Here is a 24,408-nt window from a genome sequence, read left to right as displayed (position 1 = left end):
ATCCCCCTTGATAAACATTCTCATTTAGTTACAAGGATTATATGTCACCTCGCCCGGGAATCACCATGGACGTTATCCAGATATATGTTTGGACAATATCCCGTGAAGATCAGTAAAGCTTCATCCAACATTCGCATCACACCTACAGCTGAATAATCAAACCAGGGGTCACCTGTGATCAGATGAACCTGATATTGACGAATAGCCTTGAGCTGACGCCATGTAACCGAATGCTGCAAGCTGAGCCAGTACGCTCGTGAAGCTGCCTCGGGGCATACCATGACCAGAATTCGATCAGGGTTCATCTCAACGAGCTGCTCCAGCGTTAAAGGAGCATTGGCACTAAGATCAGAGAAGGTATCCAGTTGCAGTGCCCCATACAACACTTCTTCAATACCCGGGTTGCTGTAGAGGTACAAATTCTGCCTGTAGATCCGCACGACGATCACTTTCTCGCGACCCACTTCCTTCTGTACCGATTCGCGCGCATTCTCTGCTCGCTGGTTATACAGGTGTATCCATTGCTCCGCCTGCTCCTCCCTCTCCAGAAATGACCCGATCATGCGCAGCTGTGTTCGCCAATCCGAAGCGTGTTTAGGGACAAAACAACAAGGTGCAATATCAGCCAATCGAGCCTGATCCCGTTCACTAATCTGATCTGTACCTACGATGGCATCAGGACGAATATGAACCAGTCTCTCCACATTGGCCTCAAACCGCCAACTTGTATATGGATCAGTCATTTTCAGGTGAGACTGGATCTCTGTACGGAGTGTATTATAATAATACGCAGTCCATTTGGGGTCGATCGGCGCAGCCACGGGGATGACATTGAGGGCCAGAAGCTGTCCAATCATACTGGAAGAGCAGGTAGCAATCCGTTTTTTGGCGTTTTTTGCATAATCCGATGGAGATACGCCTACCTCCTTTTTAAATTTGCGACTAAAATAGTACTCGTCACTATACCCGACTTTCAGGGCTATATCGCGAAGTTTGTGGTTCGACTCCTTCAGATATCGCTTGGCGCGGTTAATGCGCAGATCCGTCAGGTACTCCATTGCGCTCTGACCGTAAGTTTTCTTGAACAAATCTACGAAATATTTCGGGCTGATGCCTGCCTCCGATGCAAGCTCTGCAATAGATAGCGGCTGGTCGTAGTGTTTGTCCATGTATATTTTAACGTTGGCAAGATTCGTCTTGGGACTGCGGCCGGCAACAGGCAAGTGCGCAGTAAACTGCGAATCATTTTCCAGTAACATGAGGCCACTCCTTTCAAAACTGCTTGATTAACTTGAAATATAGCTACATAATCATTCAGTCACATATTAAAATGATCTAAACGATATTGATAATCATTATCAATAAAGTACCACAACTATTTTCATACCGTCAATCCATATATGGTGAAATATACACAATCTTCGTCGTATTCCTCATATCTAACATCCATTAAAAGTCTGCTTGCCGTCATAAACCATATACGATACGCAAAAAAGCCAACGACGAGAGTTACCACGCGTTGGCTTTCATGAGACTACCTCTTTGAACTATTTTAATAAACCGTGCTAGTCCCGGCTCCGCAGTTTGCTGAGCAGACGAATAATCTCAATGTACAGCCATACCAGAGTTACCATCAGCCCGAACGCACCGTACCACTCCATATACTTGGGCGCGCCCTGTTCGGCACCCCCTTCGATGAAGTCGAAATCCAGCACCAGATTGAGGGCAGCAATAATGACGATGACTACAGAAATACCGATACCGATCAAGCTGTTCTCATGCAGATACGGAATCGTAATGCCAAAGAAACTGAGCACAAAGCTGAGCAGATACATAATCATAATACCGCCAGTTGCTGCAACAACACCCAGTTTGAAGTTTTCTGTCGCTTTGATCAATTTTGTCTTGTACGCTGTCAGGAGTCCGATAAAAACCGCAATCGTTAACAGTGCCGCCTGCAGTGTAATGCCGTTGTACAACGACTCATACGTTGCCGAGAGCGCTCCAAGGAACATCCCCTCTGCTACAGCGTAGACGGGTACAAGATAAGGAGCAACCACCGGTTTGAAAGAGATCACCAGCGCGAGAATAAAGCCAACAATCAACCCGCCATACGCAAGCGGCATCACTTCTTGTCCGTTAAAGAACATCATCCACGTTGCAAATGCACTGCCCAGCAGAATGACCAGCGTAATAAACGCTTTGTTCACTGTGCCGTTAATCGTCATGTACTCCTGATAACGATCCTCCCCATATCCTCTGTTCTCAAATGTGCTGTCTTTAAGTGTAGGGTTACCGCTACGACCGATCAACACAATCACCTCTTCCTATGTATTTGGCAAATCTATAAAACCCAATGTAGGTGCTGCTGCTTTCTGCTTGACGGTTAACAGGTTATCTCGTACTGCTTCATGCCTCCGTACTGCTCAAGGGCCAGTTAATCACTTATTTACACTTTACTCATGCTTACTTCGTTACTTACGTACTAGCTTACTCACCAGCTCACTAACTTGCTCATCAGCTTACTTAACTAAACTCACTCATACATCCGCTTACTTACCTGCTAACTTGCTGATTCACATAATGGCTTTATCATTCCACTTGCAAATGCACTTATTTGCGCATCGAATTACGTATTTGCGCAATAAATTATTTGTTCCCTCAATTCTCACTTACTTCCGCCCATCTTTACATAAATAATTACGTAATTACGCAATGCATTTACCTTCCATGCTCAACAAAGCCTGGCTTATTCATTTACTTATTTGCTTACTCGTAAAGCACCTTATGCACATTATACTTCACTTACATTAAATTGATAATATATGTTTGGCACTTTTATTTTCTTTCCTGCTTCCATCCGGTAACAATCATGACACCTGCCTTTTCGCGCTTTCCCGACAAATAACACCTCGCCCGCAGCAGTTTGAAACAGGCGATTTCCGGCAAAAAAAACAAACTAATCCCTTATTTTATACGTTCTATATACGGTTAGTAGAATCTCCTTTTTCGGATTATCATTCGACACCATTTCACGCTATTTGAAGCACAATTCACGGAATTTTCGCTATTGCGACAAATATTTCAAAAAAAAACTTAACTTCCCTGATTCAAAGTGGTACTATATGGGTAGAGGAAGAATTTGGGCACTAAGACACATGTCTTTATATCCATGTTTGTCTGATATGCTCGAGATTTTTAGTCTTTCTCTACTGAATTCGGTGATGTGCACACGAGAAGAGGACAGTTAGAAAGAAGAAAGAACATTAGCTTTAAAAAAAGTAGCTTGAATAGAAAGTGGATTCACCATCTATACGACCCTAATTAGAGTAAGTAGTGCTGGATAACCAGCCGCTAACAAGATTTCTTTTGACCACTGCATTCCGTTGATCATTCAGAAATCAAAGCAATAATATTTTCATTGTAGCCTGACTATAGCAATTAGATACACCAAATAAATAAACAGTTATTCCCTCAGAGACTAGTCAGAACACGAAACTGTAGCAGGTAGGCAAGCATAGTGTCACAACCTTAGAATTGAACAAGTTCTACCTCCAGCCCGGCATTTGAGCCAGGGCTTTTTCCCGTTTGCGCATGTGACTCAGGCCACCTGAGCTGTGAAACAGAGGTATCGTGGTTCTTTCAGCCGGGTTTATAATATGGGAAGATACCAGAAGAGGGAGTGATGGGATGTATTCCGATCTGAAATTGACGGAGGACCGCCCTGTATATATACAAGTCAAAGATTATTTGAAGCGATTGATGTTAAAAGGCGGCCTGCAGCCCAACCAAAAACTGCCCTCCACCCGTGAGCTGAGTACACTCATGAAGGTCAGCCGCAGTACGATTATACTCGCCTACGCGGAGCTTGAGGATGAGGGGCTGATCTATGCTTTAAAAGGCAAAGGCAATTACGTCAGCACACTCTTGGAAACGCCGAAGGCCGAAGCACACTGGCAGCTGGACTGGAACGCAGAGGTGAGTGAATATGCCATTCGGGCCGAGCAATATGATCTGATGAAGCATGGATCGGGAGCCGAACGCGGGGACATTTCGTTTACCAGCATTGCACCCGATGAGAAGCTGTTTGATCTGCATAATGTGAAGCGGGCGTTCCTGGACCGGATGTCTCTTGAAGGCGAGGTCCTGCTCAATTACGGCTACGCGCAAGGTTACAGGCCACTCATGAAGTATCTGCTGCATTATATGGAGAATAAAGGGGTAGACCTTACCGGCAAGGATATCCTAATCACGAACGGATTCACGGAGGGCTTCGACCTGGTGCTTGGGGCATTGCGCAAAAAAAGCGGTAAAGCGCTCTGTGAGAATCCGACACACCACACAGCGATCAAAAACCTCAGGCTGCATCAGTTTCAGCTAACGGGCATCAACATGGAGCCGGATGGCCTCGACCTGAAGCAGCTGGAACAAGAGCTGGCTGGCAGTGCGTATGATCTGGCATATCTTGTGCCCTCTTACCACAATCCGACCGGAATCGTGACTTCACCTGTCAAACGGACTGAAATTATACGTTTAATGAATGAATATCAGGTCCCGATTATCGAGGATGGATTCAATGAAGAGCTTCGCTATTCCGGCTCTCATGTCTCTCCCCTGATTGCCAGTATGGGCAGCGGCAATAGTCTGGTGTATCTGGGCAGCTTCTCCAAAGTTCTGTTCCCCGGACTGCGTGTGGGCTGGATTATTGCCGATGCAGCGTTAATCGATTATCTGGAGAGCATGAAGCGGGCTCGCAGTATCCATACGTCCACCTTGGATCAATCGCTGCTCTATCAATACCTGAGCAACGGTAATTTCGAGAAGTACCTGAAGCGGGCTCGCATGGAATACAAACGGAAATATGAACTCGTGGTGCACTGCTTGAAGCGGTATTTGCCTATGTGCCAGATTTCCGGGGCGGGCGGCCTGCACCTGTTCGTGCAGTTCCCTCCAGAGATTCAAACCAGAGAACTGCTCGTCGCCTGCAAGGCGAAGGGCGTAACCTTCACACCTGGAGACACGTTCTACCTGGAACCCGGTCAAGGACTCCACACGATGCGGCTTGGCTTCTCCAGAGTTAGCGACGAAAATATACGTAAAGGCATCCGTACGATTGGAGAGACGGCTGCGAGCATGATGTAAAATGATTTAATACAAGCACTCAATAATTTGACTATTTTTTTATACAGAAACGGGGAGGATTTTCACATGAAAGTCGGCGTTATTATGGGCGGTACATCTTCTGAGCGGGACATCTCCCTGCTCACCGGACAGGAGATGGTGGCGAATCTGGACCGAAGCAAATATGAGGTTATGCCCATTGAGCTGAATTCCAAACGGGATTTGATTGACAAATCCGCCGGAATTGATGTTGCTTTACTTGCTCTGCACGGCAAATACGGGGAAGACGGTACGGTACAGGGCACCCTGGAATCCCTTGGTATCCCCTATACTGGATGCGGCGTGCTTGCCAGCAGCGTATGTATGGATAAAGACATGTCCAAGCAGCTTATGCGACAGGCGGGAGTACTCACAGGGGATTGGCTGCAAGTCAATCAGATCCAGGATCTGTCCTCAGCCGCCGTCCAGCATTTGACGTATCCCGTCGTGGTCAAACCAAATTCAGGAGGCTCCAGCATCGGAACACAGATTGTACATGAACCGTCCGCACTTTCCGCGGCGGTAGAGGCTGCTCTGGCGTGGGATGACAGCGTGATGATCGAGCAGTACATTGAGGGTGACGAGATTACCTGCGCTATTGTTGATGGCAAAATGCTGCCTGTCATCTCCATCCGTGCAAATGCCGCCTTTTTCGACTACGCAGCCAAATACGATGATAACGGTGCGGATGAGCAGGTTATTCAGCTGCCTCCCGAACTGCATCAGCGTGTAGAAGCCGCAGCATTGACCTGTTACAAGGTGCTCAAATGCAGTGTCTACGCCAGAGTGGATATGCTCATTCGGGATGGTGTCCCTTATGTGCTTGAGGTGAACACCTTACCGGGTCTTACCCGGAACAGCCTGCTGCCCAAAAGTGCAGCCGCGGCAGGTATTTCTTTTGCCGAATTGTTAGACACCATTATTGATCTGTCCCTGAAGGAACGGTCTGTGGAGGTGTCCCGGGTATGAGTCTGGATATACGTATTCGGCACAGCACGAATCAGGATTTGCAGGATATGGTCATTCTGATGGATCAGTTGGGATATCCCACAACCTATGCGGAGATGCAGGAACGGTATAAGCACATTGAAGCTGATGCCAACTATGCAACACTGGTAGCCGAAATGCGCGGGCGTGTAGTCGGGTTCATTGGCATGCAAACGTCTTATCTCTATGAGAAGAACGGTAGACACTGCCGAATTATGGTTCTGGTAATTCATGAGCATTATCGCGGCCGCGGCATCGGTCGTCAGCTTCTGCAGGCCGCTGAACAGTTGGCAGCTGAGCAGCAGGTAGATTCCATATCGTTAAACAGCAGCAATAGCGCTGAACGTGAAGGTGCGCATGCATTTTATAAAGAGATGGGTTATACCGCGGGCAGCACTGGTTTCAGCAAGCGATCGCAGCAGCTGCAGCACATCTGAGTGATGTAACAATATGTATAAGAGCATACGCATTACAGCAGCACAACAGATTCAATTCAGCATCCTTTCCTTATAAAAATAAACAGCATAAATATGCCCCTCCAAACGTAGATACCGCTTGGAAGGGCATATTTATGTTTATCGTTCGTGTAGTGATCTGAAGGAACCAATCAAGGTTCAATCAAGATTAACTTAATTCAACGGAATCAATAGGTTCTATGCATTCAAAATAATCATAGTCCTCTCCGTCAGAGAGCCGTCTGCGATTCACGTATCGGAAACCGGTATGCTCCAGCACCATGCGGGAGGCAGGATTATATGTTTTTACAATACCTACAATCCGGGTCAACGATGTATGCTCGAACAAATACGTTGTCAGCGCCCTCACCGCTGTTGTGATATACCCTCTATTACGGTAATCCCGTGAGATGGCATAGGCCACCTCTCGGTCTGATGAGTCAAGCATATCGTTCGGAAACACACCACACCAGCCAACCAGCTGCTGACTTTCCTGGTGAACAACCGCCAGCATGATTCGTACATCCTGTGGGTCAAACCGCTCATAACTCTCTACAACGAACTGTAAGAACTCGCTTAATTGCTGCTCCGTCATCTTCCAATCTGGTAACAGGTCCGTAATCTCAGGCTGACGGGTCAAGGCAGCTAGTACCGGTTTGTCTTCCAGGGTAAATGGACGCAGTGTCACTGTACCCGCATTAATCGTGAAGCCATTATTCATATATAACACCTCTGGGGATTTATTTGGTGATGACACGACAAAAAGGAGCACCTCCAATAGAGGCACTCCTGTATCGTTTCATCCGTTCAGATGCAACGCCGAAGCTCCTCGTAACGGTTCAAAAAGGACAGACGTATCCCGTGTTGGTCTAACGGAATTTTACGCCTTGTACTTTTCTACATCATTACGAGAAATCTGGCATGCTCTGAAATCCCCTTTCATGTAACCGATCATGTTCATGTTAAATTATATTATATTACGGGCGATCAATGAAAATCCAGCCTGTATCCTGCTCTTTCTCCACTGTAGCGCCAAGCGATTCCGCCATGAAGCGTAGCGGCACATAGGTTTTGCCGTTTTTGCCAACAAAGGCTGACTCCACCATCGTGACTTCTTGCCCCGCGACCGTTGCCTTTGGAGAGCCTACCGTCAGAACAATCTCATCTCCAGTGATGTCGTCAATTACAACAATCTGGTTAGAGCCCTTGGTCCATTTCACTTCTGCATCCAATTGCTCGGACAGGTAGCGAAGTGGCACAAATGTAGTATTTTTAACCGTAATTGCACCGTATGTTTCATCATCAGGGTAGAGGAACACACTCTTAGTTGTAATTTTCATTTGATTCTTCAGCAATTGATAAACTACAGAGTTGGAGTCAAAGTTGCGAAGCACCTGACCAGGAGTAACCTCCCCTTCCACCAGTTCCAGCACGCCCTGTGGTGCATCCACTGTATCGACTGTAACTGCTCCACCGACATTCCACAGCTCACTATCTGAGCTGATCGTTACTGCGCGTACCGGCAGTTCTTCCGAAGCAGGCACTGCCACTTTTAACGACATATTTTGTTTGCGAATATCCAGCTTGTTATCAAGGAAGAAGTCCATGTTTAATTTGGTTTCCGGACCGAATACGGTCTTGAGCTCAGGGACATCCTTCAGCAGGTTGTTCAGTTCCTGATCATAGTCCACCAGAATACTGTCCAGTCCTTCTTTGATCATACTGTACATTTCTGTCACTGCCTCTTCCTTCGTGGCAGGTACTGCATCGATCAGTGCATCGTCTTCCATGCCTTCCATCCCGCTAAATGTTTCATATACAGGATACAGCACATCATACAAATCACCAATCAGCTGCTTGAGGCCTTGCTCATCCTTGGAGATGCTCGTCAGGAACGGCTTGACCATAGCTAACAGCTCTTCACCGCTGATCTCCATGTGCAGCTTGTTGAGGGAAAGTGTTTCACTGTTAACAGCTTCCTGCACAGGAGTAACCGATATGTTTTTCGGATTGGACAGATGTTTCATGGCAAAAGACAATACCTTTGGAGACAGCTCCTGAAGCTGCTGCTCCATTTCCTCCGTATTGATCGGAAGAAGTGCAGAGGCTCCGCCAAGTTCATCCAGAGATATGTATACCGGTTTCTGAGCTCCGTCTACATCAATGATCATACCCGATTTGTCCATGGACAGGTGGAAAGGCAGTTTCGTTCCTTCCAGACTGAGCGAGCCTTTGATGGAAGCCGTGTTGGTATCCTTCATTTTGGCATGATCAATGTCCAGTGAAATCGAGTTGATCAACTTGATCATGGCCAGATCTTCATCTGATGCAAGTTGTGTATCCGGCTCTATGTTAATATGCATGGATTGTTTGGATTCACCGGATTTAACGCTGGTGCTGTTCGCCATGGCCTTGTCTATATCGACTCCGCCTACGGCCTGACATCCTGTCAGAACAACCATTAATAGGACAAGCGGCACCGCTATCCATTGGTATAATTTTGGTCTCTTAATCGGGATCTCCCCCTTAGCAAAATATGGTTCAATTCATATTATGAGGGCATATATAAACGTTGTAAACGGATACGCAAAAAAATAGGCCAAATAGGCCGGAACTCGTCCGGCCTCATGGTTCTTCTATCCTTCTTATGTCATAACATGCATGCGGAAACATGCTGTTTCATGTAACTTTTTCAGACTATTCCTGCTCCTGCTCTTCTGCTTCCTCTTCATTCTTCACTTCATCGGCCTTCGTCACAGTTGTCTCGAATTGATCCGGCTCATCGTCCTGGATAGCTTTGTTCTCTTCATTCTGGTTCTGTGTCATCGTTATCCCTCTCCTCGGCACAATTTCATCAGGGCACTGCCCTGTGTGTATCTATAACCCGATGGCGAATGCATCAAACATCGTCAGCGATATTCCACCTTTTTAGAAAACATAAAATACAATGCCGTTCCCATTCTCAACAGTCACCTGAAACAAAGCTTGAATCTGATCAATCGTCTGGATCAGCTCTTGAAAAATCTCTTCTTCGTCCCAGCTCTCCATGACAGGGTAGACGCCTTCTGCAAGCATGCTTTTTAGGCTGTATCGTTCCCGTACATCATCAGGAGTCAACTGCTCCAGAGCCATATATGCCTCAAGCACCTGCTTGTGCTTCAGCAGGAACAGATCCATATCATCATATCGTCCCAAATAATGCTCGCTGGCGAGCGGTACGACATATCCCAGCGGCGGCTCTCCGTCCAGCAGGCTCCCGTTTAACGTGAACTGCAGCATCTGCCACGTTTTATCAATATCCAGATCAACCTGACAATCATGCACACTAATCTCACCCGATTGGATGGATTGCACCAATTCATCAGTGACTACAACATATCTGCCCGACATCCCCATAGCGTTATCATCCCTTCTGCACACATTTCCTTCTATTGTTCCCCATTAACCATGCATGTTACATCAGAATCGGGGTAAAAAGGAAAAAGAGCAATAACGACATAGCAGCATCGTTTTTCATGTGAAAAGAACAATTCTTTGGCAAGGAGGAACACGGATGAAAAAATTTGATTATAGTCTCAACTACGAAGAGCTGGATTTGCGCAAGCACCCCGAATTATATACGGTAGGCCGAGGTGAGCAGGGGGTGCTGATGGTGGAGCCGTATAAAAGCGAGATTCTGCCGTACTGGCGGTTCAAAACACCCGAGATTGCAAAGGAATCTTCAAAGAAAATCTATGAGCTTTTTCTAACGTATAAAAAGAACAACGACTTCATTGGCATGGATATGGCCCGCAAATTTTTGCAGATGGGTTACACCCGGGCCAGACGTTACACGAATCATAAGGGGGGACGCAAATATTCGAAGCAGGATGGCTCTGTCCTGCCTTATCAGAATGATCCCGTAAAGGCCGAGTCTGCTGCCATTTTCAAAGCCCAATGGGAAATTGCCAAACAGGATGAGCATTACATCCAGATGAAGAAGCAGCACCGTGAGAAATATGAGTCCGAGACGCCGGATTGATCTGAACACGCTGTACAATGTTACAATCAATGAAACCGGACTCCATTCAATAGGTAGACGTTAATGAACGTAGATAACAATACCTTTACAAACAAATAAGAATTCTCTTTTAGCTGTCCTCAAAGCTATACCTTTAGGGAAAAGAAAAAGAAGCTTATTGATAACTAAGCTTCTTTGAAAACAGCAATTTATTGCGATTATTACTTTAATTTGAATTATACAAATATTTATGGATACCGTCTTGTACCCTGTTGTTGTGCCTCATTTCTGAATAGATAAGACACAGTAAGACAGTTATCAGCACCAGCAAAACAGATACAATTTTTTGAAAATTATTCATTACCAATTATACCCTACGTTAAATGTGTTACTTAGATCAAACATGTGTTGAACGGCACTATGCCATTCAGTGACATGGCTTACTTGTAGTCCTGTGTAAGGATATGCAGAAGCCGCCTTCCAACTGGTGCCAAGTTGAAAGTTATCTGTTGACTGTAGATTCTGTAAGAAATCTGATGTAATTACCCATTTTGCTGTGTCCGTGCTTGTATTTTCTGTGAGATCGATGTTTGGATTACCATCATAAGTGAAAGTCCATTGTAATTCCCACGGATACGTAAATATAACTTCATAAGGACCAGTACTTGTGTCACCAGGGGCAGCATCGTATAAATCGTCTTTTGAGTACATTACATCATGAGTGACAGTTAACTTCTTGGCATCAGTAGAGCCACCAAGTTTTTTGATCCGTATAATATCTTTAATTGCAAAATAATCAAATTTTGTATCTGACTCATTCTTTTCTTTATATAGCAGCCATTGAGTAGTCATTTCCGCGTTATCTTGTCCATAAAGACCACCTACAGTCCTAATATCAGCTGTGTTACTTTTTACAATAGTAGAGAAAGGAGTAATCTGATTTGCTCTTTCTTCGTGATTGACTATTTGATTCAATATGATGGATGCATCCGTTGGTATTTCATTTCCGTTCTCATCCATGTTTTGATAGTTAAGCATGAACAATTTATAGTTTTGATCCTCCAGTGTGTAACCAACAATCTCTTGTTCGGTGGTTTCTTTTAGTCCACTTTTTAGTTCACCTTCGTTTTGTTGAACATCATTAATGACGAGCGATCGTACTTCCCCTTCGGCTTCATTACTGACTTTAAACTCTAACGGTTGGTTTAAAAGCTCTTCATATTTTCCTGGAGTCAGCCCGCCATATAAGTAAACCTTTTTCCCATCTTGAAGCGCTTTTTGTAAGAACGATCTCAGTTCAGGGTTGTTTTCAACTTCCTTTACATCATATGCGAAAGAGCTATAATCATTAAGATTTGGCAAATTAGAACTAGATTTTTCTAATGCAATGTTTGACCGTGCCACGTTTTTGCTAATTTCTTCGGTGGTAGCAAAAAACAACCCTTCTGGTTCAACAGGAGCAGGAGCTGCATACAAAGATGAACTAGTCACTGAGAACATAAGAGATGCAGCCAAGCTTAATCCAAACAATTTCACCTTACTCTTAGACAATTACTTCACTCTCCCATAGTTTTTTTCGAGTAGGAAAATAATTGTATGTAACACATTTCATATACTATTGTTTTCCACCTCTAATAATATATAACAGCAAAAGATCAAAGAAGGTTTTAAATTTTTTTTATTTTTTGTTATATATATTTATTCTTTATCGTTTACTTCTCTTAACCCTTCACCTTCTATGGTTTCAATACAGCTCCGTCAAGAGTAGTGTTGTGCAGCAGCAACATTAAAGTCTATATTGAAATTGGTAGGGAACCTGAACACTCCAAAGCCTGTTTAAATGTTTCTGTACTGAAAATATTTAGTTCTTCAATATACTTTTCCTTAATCTCCATCAATAGCTTGCACAGCAAGGAGCATTGCGGATGAAAACATTCGATCACAGTCTCAACTACGAAAAGCTGGATTTGCGCGAGCACCCCGAATTATATACGGTGGGCCGAGGTGAGCAGGGGGTGCTGATGGTGGAGCCGTATAAAAGCGAGATTCTGCCGTACTGGCGGTTCAAAACACCCGAGATTGCAACGGAATCTTCAAAGAAAATCTATGAGCTTTTTCTAACGTATAAAAAGAACAACGACTTCGTTGGCATGGATATGGCCCGCAAATTTTTGCAGATGGGTTACACCCGGGCCAGACGTTACACGAATCATAAGGGGGGACGCAAATATTCGAAGCAGGATGGCTTTGTCCTGCCTTATCAGAATGATCCCGTAAAGGCCGAGTCTGCTGCCATTTTCAAAGCCCAATGGGAAATTGCCAAACAGGATGAGCATTACATCCAGATGAAGAAGCAGCACATTGAGAAATATGAGTCCGAGACGCCGGATTGATCTGAACACGCTGTACAATGTTACAATCAATGAAAGTGGAGTCTGGCTTACCAGGACTCCATTCAACAGATAGACGTTAATGAACGTAGGTGAAGGTGATTGGTAGCGAAGTTAATTGGAACAACCGGATTGGTATGGTATCAATGAAGTCTTTCCTGGCTTGCTTGGAGCGCCCATCATTGATTCTGGAGCACAGTTGCTGACTGTCGGAATTATTCAGGCGATCTGGACCATGCTCTGCCTGTACTGGCTTCTCCCCAACGTACTGGGCTTCGGCAGACTCGGGCGAAACATCGAATCTGCGGCACTCCTCGCGGCCGGATTATGTATTCTGTATGGCGCACTCCGCCTGTGACATGCGTGAACGTGCCGACGGCAAGCAGGTTGTCATCGGCACGTTTAATCGCATCATGGAGTTCTGGGTTGTACTTTGCTGCTCTGCTGACGCGGCCGCAGCATACCTCCAACCACACGAAGAATTAGCCTGCGCGGCAGAAATCTCGCCAACTGGGCTGTCCAGTAGTTGGACGCTCCAGGTACAGCATAAGACTTGCCGGATTGAAGAGCCTTCATCGCAACCTCCACCACATGCTCGGGTGTATCACGCTTGCCCACAGAAGCCTCTTCCGCATTAACTACATCGAAGAAGGACGTCTCTGTAGCACCCGGACAGATTGCCAGAAACTGGACACCGCGCCCCCGATTCTCCTCATACAACGCTTCTGTAAAAGAAAGCACATACGATTTCGTAGCTCCATACACAGCCATGTACGGATCAGGCTGGAAGGCTGCCGTGGAGGAAACGTTAATTACCGCTCCGCTTCGGGACTCGATCATACCCGGCAGGAACAGGTGTGTCATATTCGTAACGGCAACCACATTAAGCATAATTTCCTCTTGCTGTCGCAATCCATCTACTTGCTCAAACCATCCATGTGTCGCAAAACCCGCATTATTTATCAGCGTATTTACCCGAATGCCTCGTTTCTTACATTCATCATAGATATATTGAGGCCCCAGCACCTCGGACAGGTCAGCTGCCATGACCTCTGCTTTGACAGAATACATCCGCTCGATTCGTTGTGCCAGCTGGATCAGCTTCGCTTCCGACCTTGCCACCAATACAACATGGTACCCCTGTGATGCCATCTCGATCGCAAACGCTTCCCCGATTCCTGACGATGCTCCTGTAATTAACGCCCATTGATGTTGCTTTGTTTTCATGTCAAGGCCACCTTTTCACATTCGTTTTTTTATTGGAAACACTGTTTCCTAATGAAAACATAGTATCTATATTCTTGAATGTTGTCAATCCTCACTTCACAAATTGACGTTCTTCGCTTCATAACAGTAAAATAGGTTTAGGAAACAACGTTTCCTAACAAAAACAAATATAACGACTGAGGATGAACATAGATGAAAAAATCAACGACTACACAGACGGAGTCGCTACGTCCGGTGACGACCTTTCAAGAGACAAGAATGCAGCATTCGGAGAATCTGCGTCAAAATATTGTCCACGCCGCCGCAGCCCTGCTTCAGGAGCACGGTCCTGAAGCGGTTACTGTTCGGCGAGTGGCCGAGCGAATGGAGTGCTCTACCAAAATCATTTATAACCTTTTTGGCAAAAAGGAGGGGCTCGCTAAATATTTGTATCTGGAAGGCTGCATGATTCTGTCCAGATCCTTCGAAGCAGTACCACAACAGCCTTCACTTCAGCAGCAGCTTCGCGCCCTCGCTCATGCCTACTGGGACTTTGCCATTACGCAGTCCAGCTTCTATCAAGTAATGTTTGGCGGTTCATTCGCGGAGTTTAAACCGGATGCAGATAGTCTTGAGGGAACGGCTACCGCCATGAAACAACTCACGCAACTTGTAGAAGAGGCTCAGGCTCAGCAATACATTCGGGAGATGGATACGATCGCTGCCGTACAGATGATCTGGGCGCCATTGCATGGTGTGATTCATCTCTATTTGGGGGGACATCTAGAGAGTCAAGGCGCAGCCCAAACCCTGTATGAGCACACCTTGTCTATGATCCTACAGACGCTCTTTACTTCGGATTCGAAGGAGTAGGAACAGCAGAGACATGAAAAAGAGCAGAGATTTAGCCCATTTGTATGGGTTAAATCTCTGCTCCTGTTAATGCATCAAGCACGTCCATGATATGACACTGCTATAGTTTTATTTTCACATATCCGAGATGCTTGACTACAGACTGCTCAAATTATCTCAGGCATTCTCTGCTTCCCAGCGGGCAATCTCCTTGCGTACGATCGGTGCGACTTCCTTGCCAAGCAGTTCGATAGCGTGCATAACCTCATCATGCGGCTGCGTTCCGAGCGGCGTATGCAGCATGAAACGGGTGATGCCGACTTCTTTGCGAAGATAGATGATTTTCTCAGCTACAGTCTGCACATCGCCTACATACAGCGCACCTTCCAGGCTGCGTGCTGCATCGAAGGTTTCCCGGCCATAGTGCCCCCATCCGCGTTCACGTCCGAGCTGATTCATAACAGCCTGTGCAGGGCGGAAAAACTTCTCTACTGCTTCATCTGTTGTGTCGGCAATGAAGCCGTGGGAGTGAGAAGCTACGGTCAGCTTGGAAGCGTCATGACCCGCGTGCGCAGCTGCTTTCTTGTACAGCTCGACCAGCGGTGCGAACTGCTTCGGACGACCACCGATAATCGCAAGCACAAGCGGCAATCCAAGCAGACCTGCGCGCACAACCGATTCCTGATTACCGCCGCTGCCGATCCAGACCGGAAGCTTCTCCTGCACCGGACGCGGGTAGATGCCCAGGTTGTTGAAGGAAGGGCGGTGTTTACCCGACCAGGTGACCTTTTCGGATTCTGTCAGCTTCAAGAGCAGATCCAGCTTTTCATCAAACAATTCATCATAGTCGCTCAGCTCATAACCAAACAGCGGGAAGGATTCAATAAATGATCCACGTCCGGCCATAATCTCTGCACGTCCGTTAGAGATGCCGTCCAGCGTTGCAAAGTCCTGAAATACACGTACGGGATCATCCGAGGACAACACCGTTACCGCACTTGTCAGACGAATATTTTTGGTCTGGGATGCTGCTGCTGCCAGGATCACAGCCGGGGATGAAGCGGCATAATCAGCACGATGATGCTCTCCCACACCGTATACATCCAGCCCTACCTGATCTGCCAAAACAATCTCTTCCACGACATCGCGAATACGCTGCGCATGACTGATTAATTCTCCTGTATTTACATCCGGGTTTGTTTCCACAAATGTACTGATTCCGATTTCCATTGTATGTTCCTCCCTGTTAATGAAGCGATCCGTCGTTCATCTAACCTATTGTAAGTAGATCACCTTTTGTTATTTATCTTCATATTGAACTATTTTGAGGAAAAATACAAGTACCCTCTGTTTCCAGAGGGCAATTTTCATTCAATCCGGTGATAAGCGTATGCTCCCGATGTAGCTTTCTTGCAGAAAACTTTCAGGCCACCGCTCTTATTTCTTACAGCTTCCTCCCGATATACAGCAGATGAGATGAAATCCCCAATATGTAAGGGTCCTTGGCCGCTTCAATCAGGTAATGAAACAGCTCCTGCTCCTCGCCGCGCTCCTTCCAATACTGCTCCTGTTCGTCCGTAAGCATCGCTTTCAGGCTGGAGGAGCCAATCAGATGCACGGTCTCGAAACCATGCTGCTCCATAAATGGCACAACGTCCTGCACATGAACATAGTATGCTCCCGTGAAACGGCCCTGATCCTGATGGTCGAACGTAGGTCTCATCGTCAATCCCGTTCAGATGGGTCGCATCCAGCACATAAAATCCTTCAAACTGTTGACTCAGCTTCATTTCCTGAGCCTTCTGTCTGGCCATATCCACAGAGGCAGGGGTCAGATCTGAGAGTGTAACACGGTATCCTGATCGTGCAAGCTCCATCGCATACTTACCCGGCCCGGCCCCGTTGTCCAGCACAAGTCCTGTGGCGGGAAGCGCCTCTCTTATATAATGCATGTTAATCATGAATTCAAGCGGCTCCCGATCCAGCCTTCCCCACTCGTCAAATCGAGAATAATAGTCCACCACACGTGATCTTTCCATCCTGCCGCACCTGCCTTTTCTCAACATTAAGGCCTGTTATATAAAACAAAAAAACCTGCCGCCTCAGCTAAGAGGCGACAGGTCTGACCTTCGCGGTACCACTCTTGTTGAATTATGAACAGGATAAATATATCCGAACCTATCCTGCCATAACATCTCAGAACCTGATGACGGAGGTTACCCGTCAGGGTCTACATGAATTCAGTTCTGTATATCTATGAATCTATTCAGCTACTTATTAGCCGGATCAATGGAGACATACTATAACTGCTCTTCAACCCTGCTGCTCACAGGTGAGTTGGGGTCAGGCTGGACTGTCTTGCACCCTGATTGACAGCTCTCTGCACCGATGCCATATACCTTACTACTCCTGATCATTGCATTTAACTGTTAAATTTTAACTAGTATATTATTCCTGATTATTCCTGTCAACTCCGGGAATTGAAATGCACTCTTCGAACAAAAATGTAAAAATATATTATAATAATGAAACATATTCAAATACTATACACTTTGAAAAAAGGAGACCTGACTTTGTCCTAGTTTTCCAATGACCCGATCCTGACTCGTATTTTCACTTCTCTTCCAGCAGTGGTACAGTCACTTCACGTTCCGGTTCTTCTATACTGTACATATAAGGATATACAACTGCCGTATCTGAAGTGTACTTCTCATATCGGTCAATGCCCTGGTTGTTCCCGTCTCCGGCAAACTGTGTCTTGGCCGGCATGCCGTAGCTCCGTTCGCCTTTCTCAAGCATAAACGTCTGATTTATTCCTCCAAAACGAGGGTCATCGCTATACCTCTCCACATACAAATCACCGTCCTTGCGGTAATATGTCCAGTGGATGATGACACCGCCCAGCTTGGAATCCACAACCTGTGGTTTGTCACTAATGGCGGATAACGTAATCGGCTCCGATTCAACCTTAAAATAATTGACCTTATGATGGGCATGAAGAGTTATCGGTGTGTCAGGAGAGATATTCAGCCCCGGACTGACTTCAAACCGAAGCTCCGTCTCACCTTTGTCATTCTCTGAAGGCCAGATTCCTCCCTCTAGCTGAGTCCCCTTCACATCCAGTGTGTATTTCAAATAGGGGAGCTGCCTGTACGGTTGATGATCCGCAAGAATGACCCTGATTTGTGTAGGTGTGATGATAGCTTCCTTAACCATGACGTTATCCGATTGCGGATCGAGCGGGATGTTAAGCATTCTTTTACTCGTGCCGCTGAGCATCTCTGTTTTATCCAGACGTATACGGATATCCAGTGGCTGATTCATACTGCCTTCTTCTTTACTATAAGCGAGTACATATGAGGATGCTTGCTTCTTCAGCGTCTCCAGATTGTAGAACTGCTCTGATATATATTCACCGTGTGCTCCAGGCTTACCACTGATACTTGGTGCAGCTTCCTCCAGTACCTGGCGTTTTTGATCGTATATCTTTAGAAAAGGATAAGCGTACTCTCGAACCTCGGACTGACTAAAGGTCAGTGCGGTGGACAGCATCACTTGATGATCCTGTTCATGGAACACACTTACTGCGAGTTTATCCAATCCATCCTTATTGATATCAAACAACTGGGACTGCTGTTGAGACAGATCCAGCGTGATTTTTTCCTCTGCAGGTGCTAACACTTGAATCCCGCCTACTGTAAATTCAACATTCGCTTCGTTGCCTGAAGGTGTCCAGTCGGTCTCAAAATAACCTTTATACTCTCCATCCGTCTGGTCGAGAACATGATAGTAACGGCCTTCAATTACCTTGCCGCTCTCATCACGCAGCCCGATCGAAGAAAATCTGACGGTATCCCCTTTGTACGAGCCAGGGTTCAAGGTATATAGAATAACCGTGCGATTATCATCGGAAAAGGCTGTATCCAGCGTTAAGGTTACTCCTTTTACTGTCACGGAATGATTCAGCTTCTGCCCAAGTCCGTTCTGCATCGCAGACTGAATACCGCTCCGGTGATCCATAAGGTCAAACCAGTTATAATGAACTGCTGCATATACGGGCGTTGCCATAAGAACCACCGCAGCTGTTCCGATCAGCGCCGTCTTTTTCCATCTCAAATGCCTCAAGCCCCTCCCTTGCACTGGCGAAAAGTCAAGCTCAGGACATCTCTCCTGATCCTGCTGGATCTGTTCCCACATAGCATCAAAATCTGGATAGCGAATGTCCGCATCATTTTTCAGATGATGAGATAACTGACTTTCCGTATGCTTCATTGTACATTTCCCCTTTCTGCTGCTGCTTACTGGTCTTCTCCCATCTTTTCTTCAGCAAACGAAGGCCCTTATAGATTCTTGATTTCACTGTACCCAGCGGAATGTCCAGAATCTCGGCAATCTCCGCCAGGCTTAATTCATTCATATAACGCAGCAGCATGGCTGCGCGAATCTTCTCAGGCAGCTCCTGAACCCACTGCTGCCAGCGCTCCTGTTCCTCTTCATGCTCAACTATGGTATCTACCGGCTCAGCTGTCCTTTGCGGTGTAAGCATAAATTGCTTTTTCTCCCGCTGCTTCGATGCACGTTCTCTTTTCATAAAATTAAGGCAGTGATTCACTGTAATTTTCATCAGCCATGTCTTCATATGCTCCACCTTCCGCCAATCCTGACGGAACACGGTAACAAACACATCATGGCAGACATCCTCTGCATCCTGAGCGTGATGGAGCATGTAATAACAAGTTCGGTACACGTCCCTGCTGTAAAGCTCGAACAGTTCCTTTTCGTTCATACCATCCCCTCCTTTCTCTGCATCAGCCTTTTCAAATCTATAGACAAAGCCGACGCTTCAAAGGTTCATTCCTGCTGTCTCCCTACCAAAAAAAGAACGTTCACTTCTACAATGCTGTAGAGATGAACGCTCTTTCTGGATGAAGATACTTACAGCCAATCACAAGCATCACGCTTGGACGGGCAGTTAGATTTTTTTCACAAATTCGGACTTCAGCTTCATCGCACCCAAACTGTCAATCTTGCAATCAATGTCATGATCCCCGTCAATCAGGCGAATATTTTTCACCTTGGTGCCTTGTTTCACGACGAGCGAGCTGCCTTTGACCTTGAGGTCTTTAATGACTGTAACCGTGTCACCATCATTCAGCACATTTCCGTTGGCATCGCGCACCACTTTGGCATTCTCCTCCTGCTCCTCCGCTTCCAGTGACCACTCGTGCGCACATTCCGGGCAGATCAGCAGCAGGCCATCCTCATACGTGTACTCTGAATTACATTTCGGACAATTAGGCAAGTTAGACATATGTATTAAACTCTCCATTCTGATTTTAGCTATCTCGCAAGTATACAGAATTTTGACGATATGTTCCATACCATGGATCACTGCATCCCTGTCAGGTATGGATTGAAGGATATATTCAGGTACATATTTAAACCAGATTTAAAGGAATTCGACCTTCACTTTAAGGTAACCCGCTTATGATTAGAAAATAACATATCACCTTAACCATATGATAACAGGCTGCTACCACACCTTGTACGGATCTCTTGCTGGCCTGTCATCCTGCTAGAAATATAAATGATAGTACCATCTGACCGTTACTCTTATCTCAAAAGGAGCTTCCTTATGTCATCTTATGTGTTCCCCATTCAGACTGCGTTTATTATCTTTGTCATTGCCTCCATGTTCCTGCTGGTGCCTTGGTTAATCTATGGTTATCGCAAGGACGGCTTCTTCAGCTGGTCACGGTTTGCCATCAGCTTTTCATTTGTTTTCTACCTGCTGGCCGCCTACTGTCTGGTCATTCTGCCGCTTCCAACAACACGAAACACTTGTGCTCAGCAAGCCGCAGATACAGTCTATTACAACCTGACACCATTTATGTTCGTCAAAGACATTATGCGGGAAACACCCATTGTCTGGTCCCAGCCGTCAACCTGGATCAACATGATCAAGGGCCGAGCCTTCCTGCAAGTGATGTTTAATGTCCTGCTTGTCATGCCGCTGGGGGTATATATCCGGTATTTCTGGCAAAAGAGAGCGTTCTGGAAACACGCCCTGGTAGCCGGGTTCGGGCTTTCCTTGTTTTTTGAGGTAACTCAACTGACTGGACTGTACGGATTCTACAGCTGTCCTTACCGGCTGTTCGATGTGGATGACCTGATGATGAACACCTCCGGTGCAGTGATCGGTTTCTTTGCAGCCCCGCTGCTGCTGGCCCTGTTCCCGTCCAGAGCGAGTATCCAGGCCAAAAGTGAACAGATTATGGAGCAAGATCGTGTATATCCTGTTCCTCAGCTGCTTGCGCTTCTGATCGACGGTATTGTCGTGGTCGTTATCACCAATTTCTTGTCCATTTTCACTTTAACCAATGACATTCAGACGGTATTGGACTCGTCCACGGCAATGGTTATTGTTCTGTTCTTCATCCCTTGGGTTCGCAACGGATATACACCGGGTTCAGCTATTCTGCGCTTCCGTTATGTCGATCGTCAGAGCGGTACACCGACGCTTCCAGCGCTGGTGAAACGATTTATCGCCATCTATGCTCCGTGGCTGCTGTTAACTATCATTCAACTAGTAAGCAAGTATGCCTACCCTAACTTTCGGGAGGATACGCTGCAGCCTTATCTCATCTGGATTTCCCTGGGCATCGGCGCCCTGTACCTGATCGTGTACCTCACGCTGTTTATCCATGCGATCGTGGTGTTGTTCTCTGGCGGCAAACGTTCCTTCTACTTCGATGAAGTTTCTCGTATCCGAGCCTCGCGGAAATAATATGAGTATTTCTCTTGCTTCCACTGCGATCAATCGAACGAATGCAACACCACACGACATCACACAGAACCCAAAAGGCGGCCTTTCATGGATCATCCATGAGGCCGCTTTTGATGTTTGGAGATGCTGTATCCTAAGATGTTAGTTTCTTGAAAATTGGAACATAGGCTGTCGCTTATATATGAAACGTGAGTTTGAACGACAGACGCTACGCGATCGCGGGTATAGCCAAATTGCCTGAAGAGAGAGTATGATCCGGGAAGGTAGTGATGGTTCTGGATAATGCCCGTATTCACCATGCGAAATTACCTTAACCTCTTCTGGAAGAACAGAAGGAACAGGTGGAAATCGCCTTTTTACCTCCGTAAAGCCCGACGTTTAACATCCTGCAAGGGACATTGGACTGTGGTGAGTGGTGTTTGGTGTTTGGTGTGTTGTCTATGGTACATGGACTGTGGTCTGCGATGTGTGGACTATGGTCTGTGATGTGTGGACTGTGGTCTGTGATGCGCGGTCTGCGGTCTGCGATGTGTAGATCTGTTGATCTGTAGATATGTAATTCTCTAACGAATCGCAGAGAGCTTATTCAGGTGTTTTGGAGCGCGTTACAATTCTAACGAATCACAGAGACGTTATATCGCTGATTTTGAGCTACTGGAGGTTGTTTTTTCGATTTTTTGCTGTAATAAGCTTCCTGTGAATTGTTAGAATTCAGACAGCCTGAATTGAGGACCAATAAGGTTTGTAGGAATCGTTAGCGTTGTAAAGTGCTATGCTTTGGGATGATGTATAAGGTGAACGATTCATTTACACTATAACGGAGAGAACAGAAAAAACCTGGATAGGCGGAGCTAAGAGCTTTCTGAATGAAAGTTGCATCGGAAGCATAAGCTTCGCCTTCATGCCCGGATTTCCCCCTTAGCAAAAGGGATTTTCCCAAATCCGGGCATAACGCTAATCTCCAGGTGATTCTGTCATTTTTGCATACAAAGATTCTAGGAATCTTTGATTATATACCAGAGATGACTTATCTATACACCCAACAGTTCACGCTTGGATGATTCAGGGTCATGCACGACCTCAATCTCATGGTTGAAGATAAGCGTGGCCCGATTCTGACGATATTCAGGCCATTCAATTTCCGCGGTAGAGGGTTTACCTTCCTTCGCAAAAGCAAGCCAGGCGTCCTGTACCTTCAGTGCAAGAGCCTTTGCAGCTTCATCCGGCTCGGCTTTCATGAACTTTAAGGCATCCAGCGTGTTAAACACAAAGAAGATCTCGATGCTGTGAATAGCTCTCTTTAACAATGGATGCTCCGGCATGACCCAGTCGAAGCGGTACATCCACACCGGGGCATGCTGCTGCTGTGCAGCTGCGTACTGCAGCGCCGAGCGCCAGAAGAACATATCGGTCATGACCTGAGCCTGTCCATCCGCAGTTTTCGGATAGCTGTCCGCGATTGCAGCCCGATTCTCCAGATCAGGTGTCATGAAATCAACCCCCTGCACCATATCAATCTCCTTCGAGTATGGTACATGCGGCTGAATAAACAGCGATCCCTCATGCAGCGTTGTACCGATGAGTATCGGGATTTCCTTAGCCGAGCCTTCGCTCACAGCCTGAAGCGGGATTTGCGGCAGTGTCTCGCCATCCAGCACAGGCTGGAATAACAATGCCATACCCGCTCCGCTCTGCTGCTTTACCGTTTCTGCCGCCGCCATTATCTTCTCCACCGGCATACTGTTCAACTTTTGCAGGTTGTTGCGGTCTACACCCAACACCTTCAGCATGCCCTCTCGCAGGGCAACCGCCTGTTCTTCCGGCATGAACTGTGATGCACCACTCTCCATAATCGCACGTTGGAACAGCCCTTTGGCAGATGGCATCGCCATCAATGCAGCAATGCTCATACTTCCTGCGGATTCGCCAAACACAGTAACCTGATTCGGGTCACCACCGAAGGCAGTGATGTTCTCCTTCACCCACTGCAGTGCTGCCACCTGATCCAGCAGACCTGCATTGGATACAAAACCCTCGCCTAGCGGAGCCATGTGAAGGAAACCGAGTGGTCCAAGACGATAATTAATAGTCACCACAACAACATCGCCACGAACAGCCAGCTGGGTGCCATCATATACGGGCAGACTGCCTGAGCCAGTTACAAATGAACCCCCGTGAATCCAGACCATGACGGGAAGAGGGTGACTGCTCTCTTTTTCAGGGGCCCAGATGTTCAGATACAGACTATCCTCCGACTCTGGCGGCTTCTGTCCAGCCATCTCCTCTGAATTGTGACGCGGCTGTATGTTCTCAGGACCAAATTCGGTCGCCTGTCTAATTCCATCCCATGACTCGGGCTGTGCCGGAGCACGGAAACGCAGCTCGCCTACTGGCGGCTTGGCATACGGGATGCCTTTCCACACGCTTGCACCTTGTAAAAGCTCGCCTTGAACCCTACCATATTTCGTTTGAACCTGAAGTTCTCGCATGCGTCTTCTACATCCTCTCCGTAAATAAGTAAATGGATTTATTCCAATGTTTGGAATAACAATGTGTATCTATTTGAGTATA

The 24,408-nt window shown here is 46.4% G+C and carries 22 protein-coding genes and 1 pseudogene; 8 read left to right on the top strand and 15 right to left on the bottom strand.

Features of this window, described 5'->3' with window-relative positions; genetic code table 11:
- Positions 1-44 precede the first annotated feature (44 nt).
- Positions 45-1,259, bottom strand: a complete 1,215-nt coding sequence (locus HNR77_RS03285; RefSeq protein WP_184180739.1) for an AraC family transcriptional regulator — start codon at positions 1,257-1,259, stop codon at positions 45-47.
- 306 nt (positions 1,260-1,565) lie between these two features.
- Entirely contained in the window at positions 1,566-2,312 is a 747-nt protein-coding gene (locus HNR77_RS03280; protein WP_184181265.1) for a Bax inhibitor-1/YccA family protein, read from the bottom strand.
- Between the two features lie 1,378 nt (positions 2,313-3,690).
- Here HNR77_RS03280 and pdxR point away from each other — a divergent pair.
- The 3 genes from pdxR to HNR77_RS03265 all read left to right on the top strand — a co-directional run bounded on the left by pdxR (position 3,691) and on the right by HNR77_RS03265 (position 6,584).
- Positions 3,691-5,142 (top strand): MocR-like pyridoxine biosynthesis transcription factor PdxR, encoded by a 1,452-nt coding sequence (gene pdxR / locus HNR77_RS03275; protein WP_184180737.1) that lies wholly within the window; start codon positions 3,691-3,693, stop codon positions 5,140-5,142.
- A gap of 66 nt (positions 5,143-5,208) precedes the next feature.
- The gene (locus HNR77_RS03270; RefSeq protein ID WP_184180735.1) at positions 5,209-6,129 is read left to right on the top strand and encodes a D-alanine--D-alanine ligase; all 921 of its coding nucleotides are present in this window, start codon (positions 5,209-5,211) and stop codon (positions 6,127-6,129) included.
- Positions 6,126-6,584 carry a GNAT family N-acetyltransferase gene (locus tag HNR77_RS03265; RefSeq protein WP_184180733.1) on the top strand — a complete coding sequence of 153 codons (459 nt, stop codon included), beginning with the start codon at positions 6,126-6,128 and terminating at the stop codon, positions 6,582-6,584. Before HNR77_RS03270 ends, HNR77_RS03265 begins: the two co-directional genes overlap by 4 nt.
- 187 nt (positions 6,585-6,771) lie before the next feature.
- Here the strand turns inward: HNR77_RS03265 and HNR77_RS03260 are convergent, their stop codons facing one another.
- From HNR77_RS03260 to HNR77_RS03250, 4 genes are all read right to left on the bottom strand, one after another.
- Positions 6,772-7,323 carry a GNAT family N-acetyltransferase gene (locus tag HNR77_RS03260; protein WP_184180731.1) on the bottom strand — a complete coding sequence of 184 codons (552 nt, stop codon included), beginning with the start codon at positions 7,321-7,323 and terminating at the stop codon, positions 6,772-6,774.
- Between the two features lie 256 nt (positions 7,324-7,579).
- Positions 7,580-9,064 (bottom strand): stalk domain-containing protein, encoded by a 1,485-nt coding sequence (locus HNR77_RS03255; protein ID WP_184180729.1) that lies wholly within the window; start codon positions 9,062-9,064, stop codon positions 7,580-7,582.
- Between the two features lie 235 nt (positions 9,065-9,299).
- Entirely contained in the window at positions 9,300-9,428 is a 129-nt protein-coding gene (locus tag HNR77_RS30075) for a hypothetical protein (protein WP_260410263.1), read from the bottom strand.
- A 102-nt stretch (positions 9,429-9,530) separates the two neighbouring features.
- Positions 9,531-9,998, bottom strand: coding sequence for a DUF1877 family protein (locus HNR77_RS03250; protein WP_184180727.1), 468 nt, complete (start codon positions 9,996-9,998; stop codon positions 9,531-9,533).
- Positions 9,999-10,155: 157 nt separating this feature from the next.
- Between HNR77_RS03250 and HNR77_RS03245 the strand changes: the two genes are divergently transcribed.
- Positions 10,156-10,623, top strand: coding sequence for a DUF4385 domain-containing protein (locus tag HNR77_RS03245; RefSeq protein WP_184180725.1), 468 nt, complete (start codon positions 10,156-10,158; stop codon positions 10,621-10,623).
- A gap of 339 nt (positions 10,624-10,962) precedes the next feature.
- On the opposite strand, the gene HNR77_RS03240 is transcribed toward HNR77_RS03245, so the two are convergent.
- Positions 10,963-12,153, bottom strand: coding sequence for a hypothetical protein (locus HNR77_RS03240; protein ID WP_184180723.1), 1,191 nt, complete (start codon positions 12,151-12,153; stop codon positions 10,963-10,965).
- A 374-nt stretch (positions 12,154-12,527) separates the two neighbouring features.
- Between HNR77_RS03240 and HNR77_RS03235 the strand changes: the two genes are divergently transcribed.
- Both HNR77_RS03235 and HNR77_RS03230 read left to right on the top strand, forming a co-directional pair.
- Positions 12,528-12,995, top strand: a complete 468-nt coding sequence (locus tag HNR77_RS03235; RefSeq protein ID WP_184180721.1) for a DUF4385 domain-containing protein — start codon at positions 12,528-12,530, stop codon at positions 12,993-12,995.
- Between the two features lie 160 nt (positions 12,996-13,155).
- Positions 13,156-13,350, top strand: a complete 195-nt coding sequence (locus HNR77_RS03230; protein WP_221443670.1) for a hypothetical protein — start codon at positions 13,156-13,158, stop codon at positions 13,348-13,350.
- A 53-nt stretch (positions 13,351-13,403) separates the two neighbouring features.
- Here HNR77_RS03230 and HNR77_RS03225 read toward each other — a convergent pair whose 3' ends face one another.
- On the bottom strand, positions 13,404-14,219 hold the full coding sequence (locus tag HNR77_RS03225; protein ID WP_184180717.1) for an SDR family NAD(P)-dependent oxidoreductase: 816 nt from the start codon (positions 14,217-14,219) through the stop codon (positions 13,404-13,406).
- 192 nt (positions 14,220-14,411) lie between these two features.
- On the opposite strand from HNR77_RS03225, the gene HNR77_RS03220 reads away from it, so the two are divergent.
- Positions 14,412-15,071 carry a TetR/AcrR family transcriptional regulator gene (locus tag HNR77_RS03220; RefSeq protein ID WP_184180715.1) on the top strand — a complete coding sequence of 220 codons (660 nt, stop codon included), beginning with the start codon at positions 14,412-14,414 and terminating at the stop codon, positions 15,069-15,071.
- Positions 15,072-15,227: 156 nt separating this feature from the next.
- Here HNR77_RS03220 and HNR77_RS03215 read toward each other — a convergent pair whose 3' ends face one another.
- The 6 genes and pseudogenes from HNR77_RS03215 to HNR77_RS03195 all read right to left on the bottom strand — a co-directional run bounded on the left by HNR77_RS03215 (position 15,228) and on the right by HNR77_RS03195 (position 20,361).
- Positions 15,228-16,280, bottom strand: coding sequence for an LLM class flavin-dependent oxidoreductase (locus tag HNR77_RS03215; RefSeq protein ID WP_184180713.1), 1,053 nt, complete (start codon positions 16,278-16,280; stop codon positions 15,228-15,230).
- 214 nt (positions 16,281-16,494) lie between these two features.
- A complete protein-coding gene (locus tag HNR77_RS30545; RefSeq protein WP_311768576.1) occupies positions 16,495-16,773 on the bottom strand; it encodes a hypothetical protein in 279 nt (92 codons plus the stop codon).
- A gap of 55 nt (positions 16,774-16,828) precedes the next feature.
- Positions 16,829-16,927 (bottom strand): annotated as a pseudogene (locus HNR77_RS30540) (class I SAM-dependent methyltransferase); the annotation flags it as partial.
- Positions 16,928-17,663: 736 nt separating this feature from the next.
- A complete protein-coding gene (locus HNR77_RS03205) occupies positions 17,664-19,322 on the bottom strand; it encodes a DUF4179 domain-containing protein (protein ID WP_184180711.1) in 1,659 nt (552 codons plus the stop codon).
- Positions 19,279-19,836, bottom strand: a complete 558-nt coding sequence (locus tag HNR77_RS03200) for an RNA polymerase sigma factor (protein WP_184180709.1) — start codon at positions 19,834-19,836, stop codon at positions 19,279-19,281. Before HNR77_RS03200 ends, HNR77_RS03205 begins: the two co-directional genes overlap by 44 nt.
- Positions 19,837-20,022: 186 nt before the next feature.
- Complete coding sequence (locus HNR77_RS03195) at positions 20,023-20,361, bottom strand: zinc ribbon domain-containing protein YjdM (protein WP_145404927.1); 339 nt, start codon at positions 20,359-20,361, stop codon at positions 20,023-20,025.
- Between the two features lie 324 nt (positions 20,362-20,685).
- Between HNR77_RS03195 and HNR77_RS03190 the strand changes: the two genes are divergently transcribed.
- Positions 20,686-21,837 carry a VanZ family protein gene (locus tag HNR77_RS03190; RefSeq protein ID WP_184180707.1) on the top strand — a complete coding sequence of 384 codons (1,152 nt, stop codon included), beginning with the start codon at positions 20,686-20,688 and terminating at the stop codon, positions 21,835-21,837.
- 1,031 nt (positions 21,838-22,868) lie between these two features.
- On the opposite strand, the gene HNR77_RS03185 is transcribed toward HNR77_RS03190, so the two are convergent.
- A complete protein-coding gene (locus tag HNR77_RS03185) occupies positions 22,869-24,326 on the bottom strand; it encodes a carboxylesterase/lipase family protein (RefSeq protein WP_184180705.1) in 1,458 nt (485 codons plus the stop codon).
- Positions 24,327-24,408: the final 82 nt, after the last annotated feature.

The sequence above is a fragment of the Paenibacillus sp. JGP012 genome (assembly GCF_014203995.1).
Taxonomy (GTDB): Bacteria; Bacillota; Bacilli; order Paenibacillales; family Paenibacillaceae; genus Paenibacillus; species Paenibacillus silvae.
The sequence above is the reverse complement of the archived record's forward strand: the minus strand, read 5'-3'. Positions and strand labels throughout refer to the sequence as shown.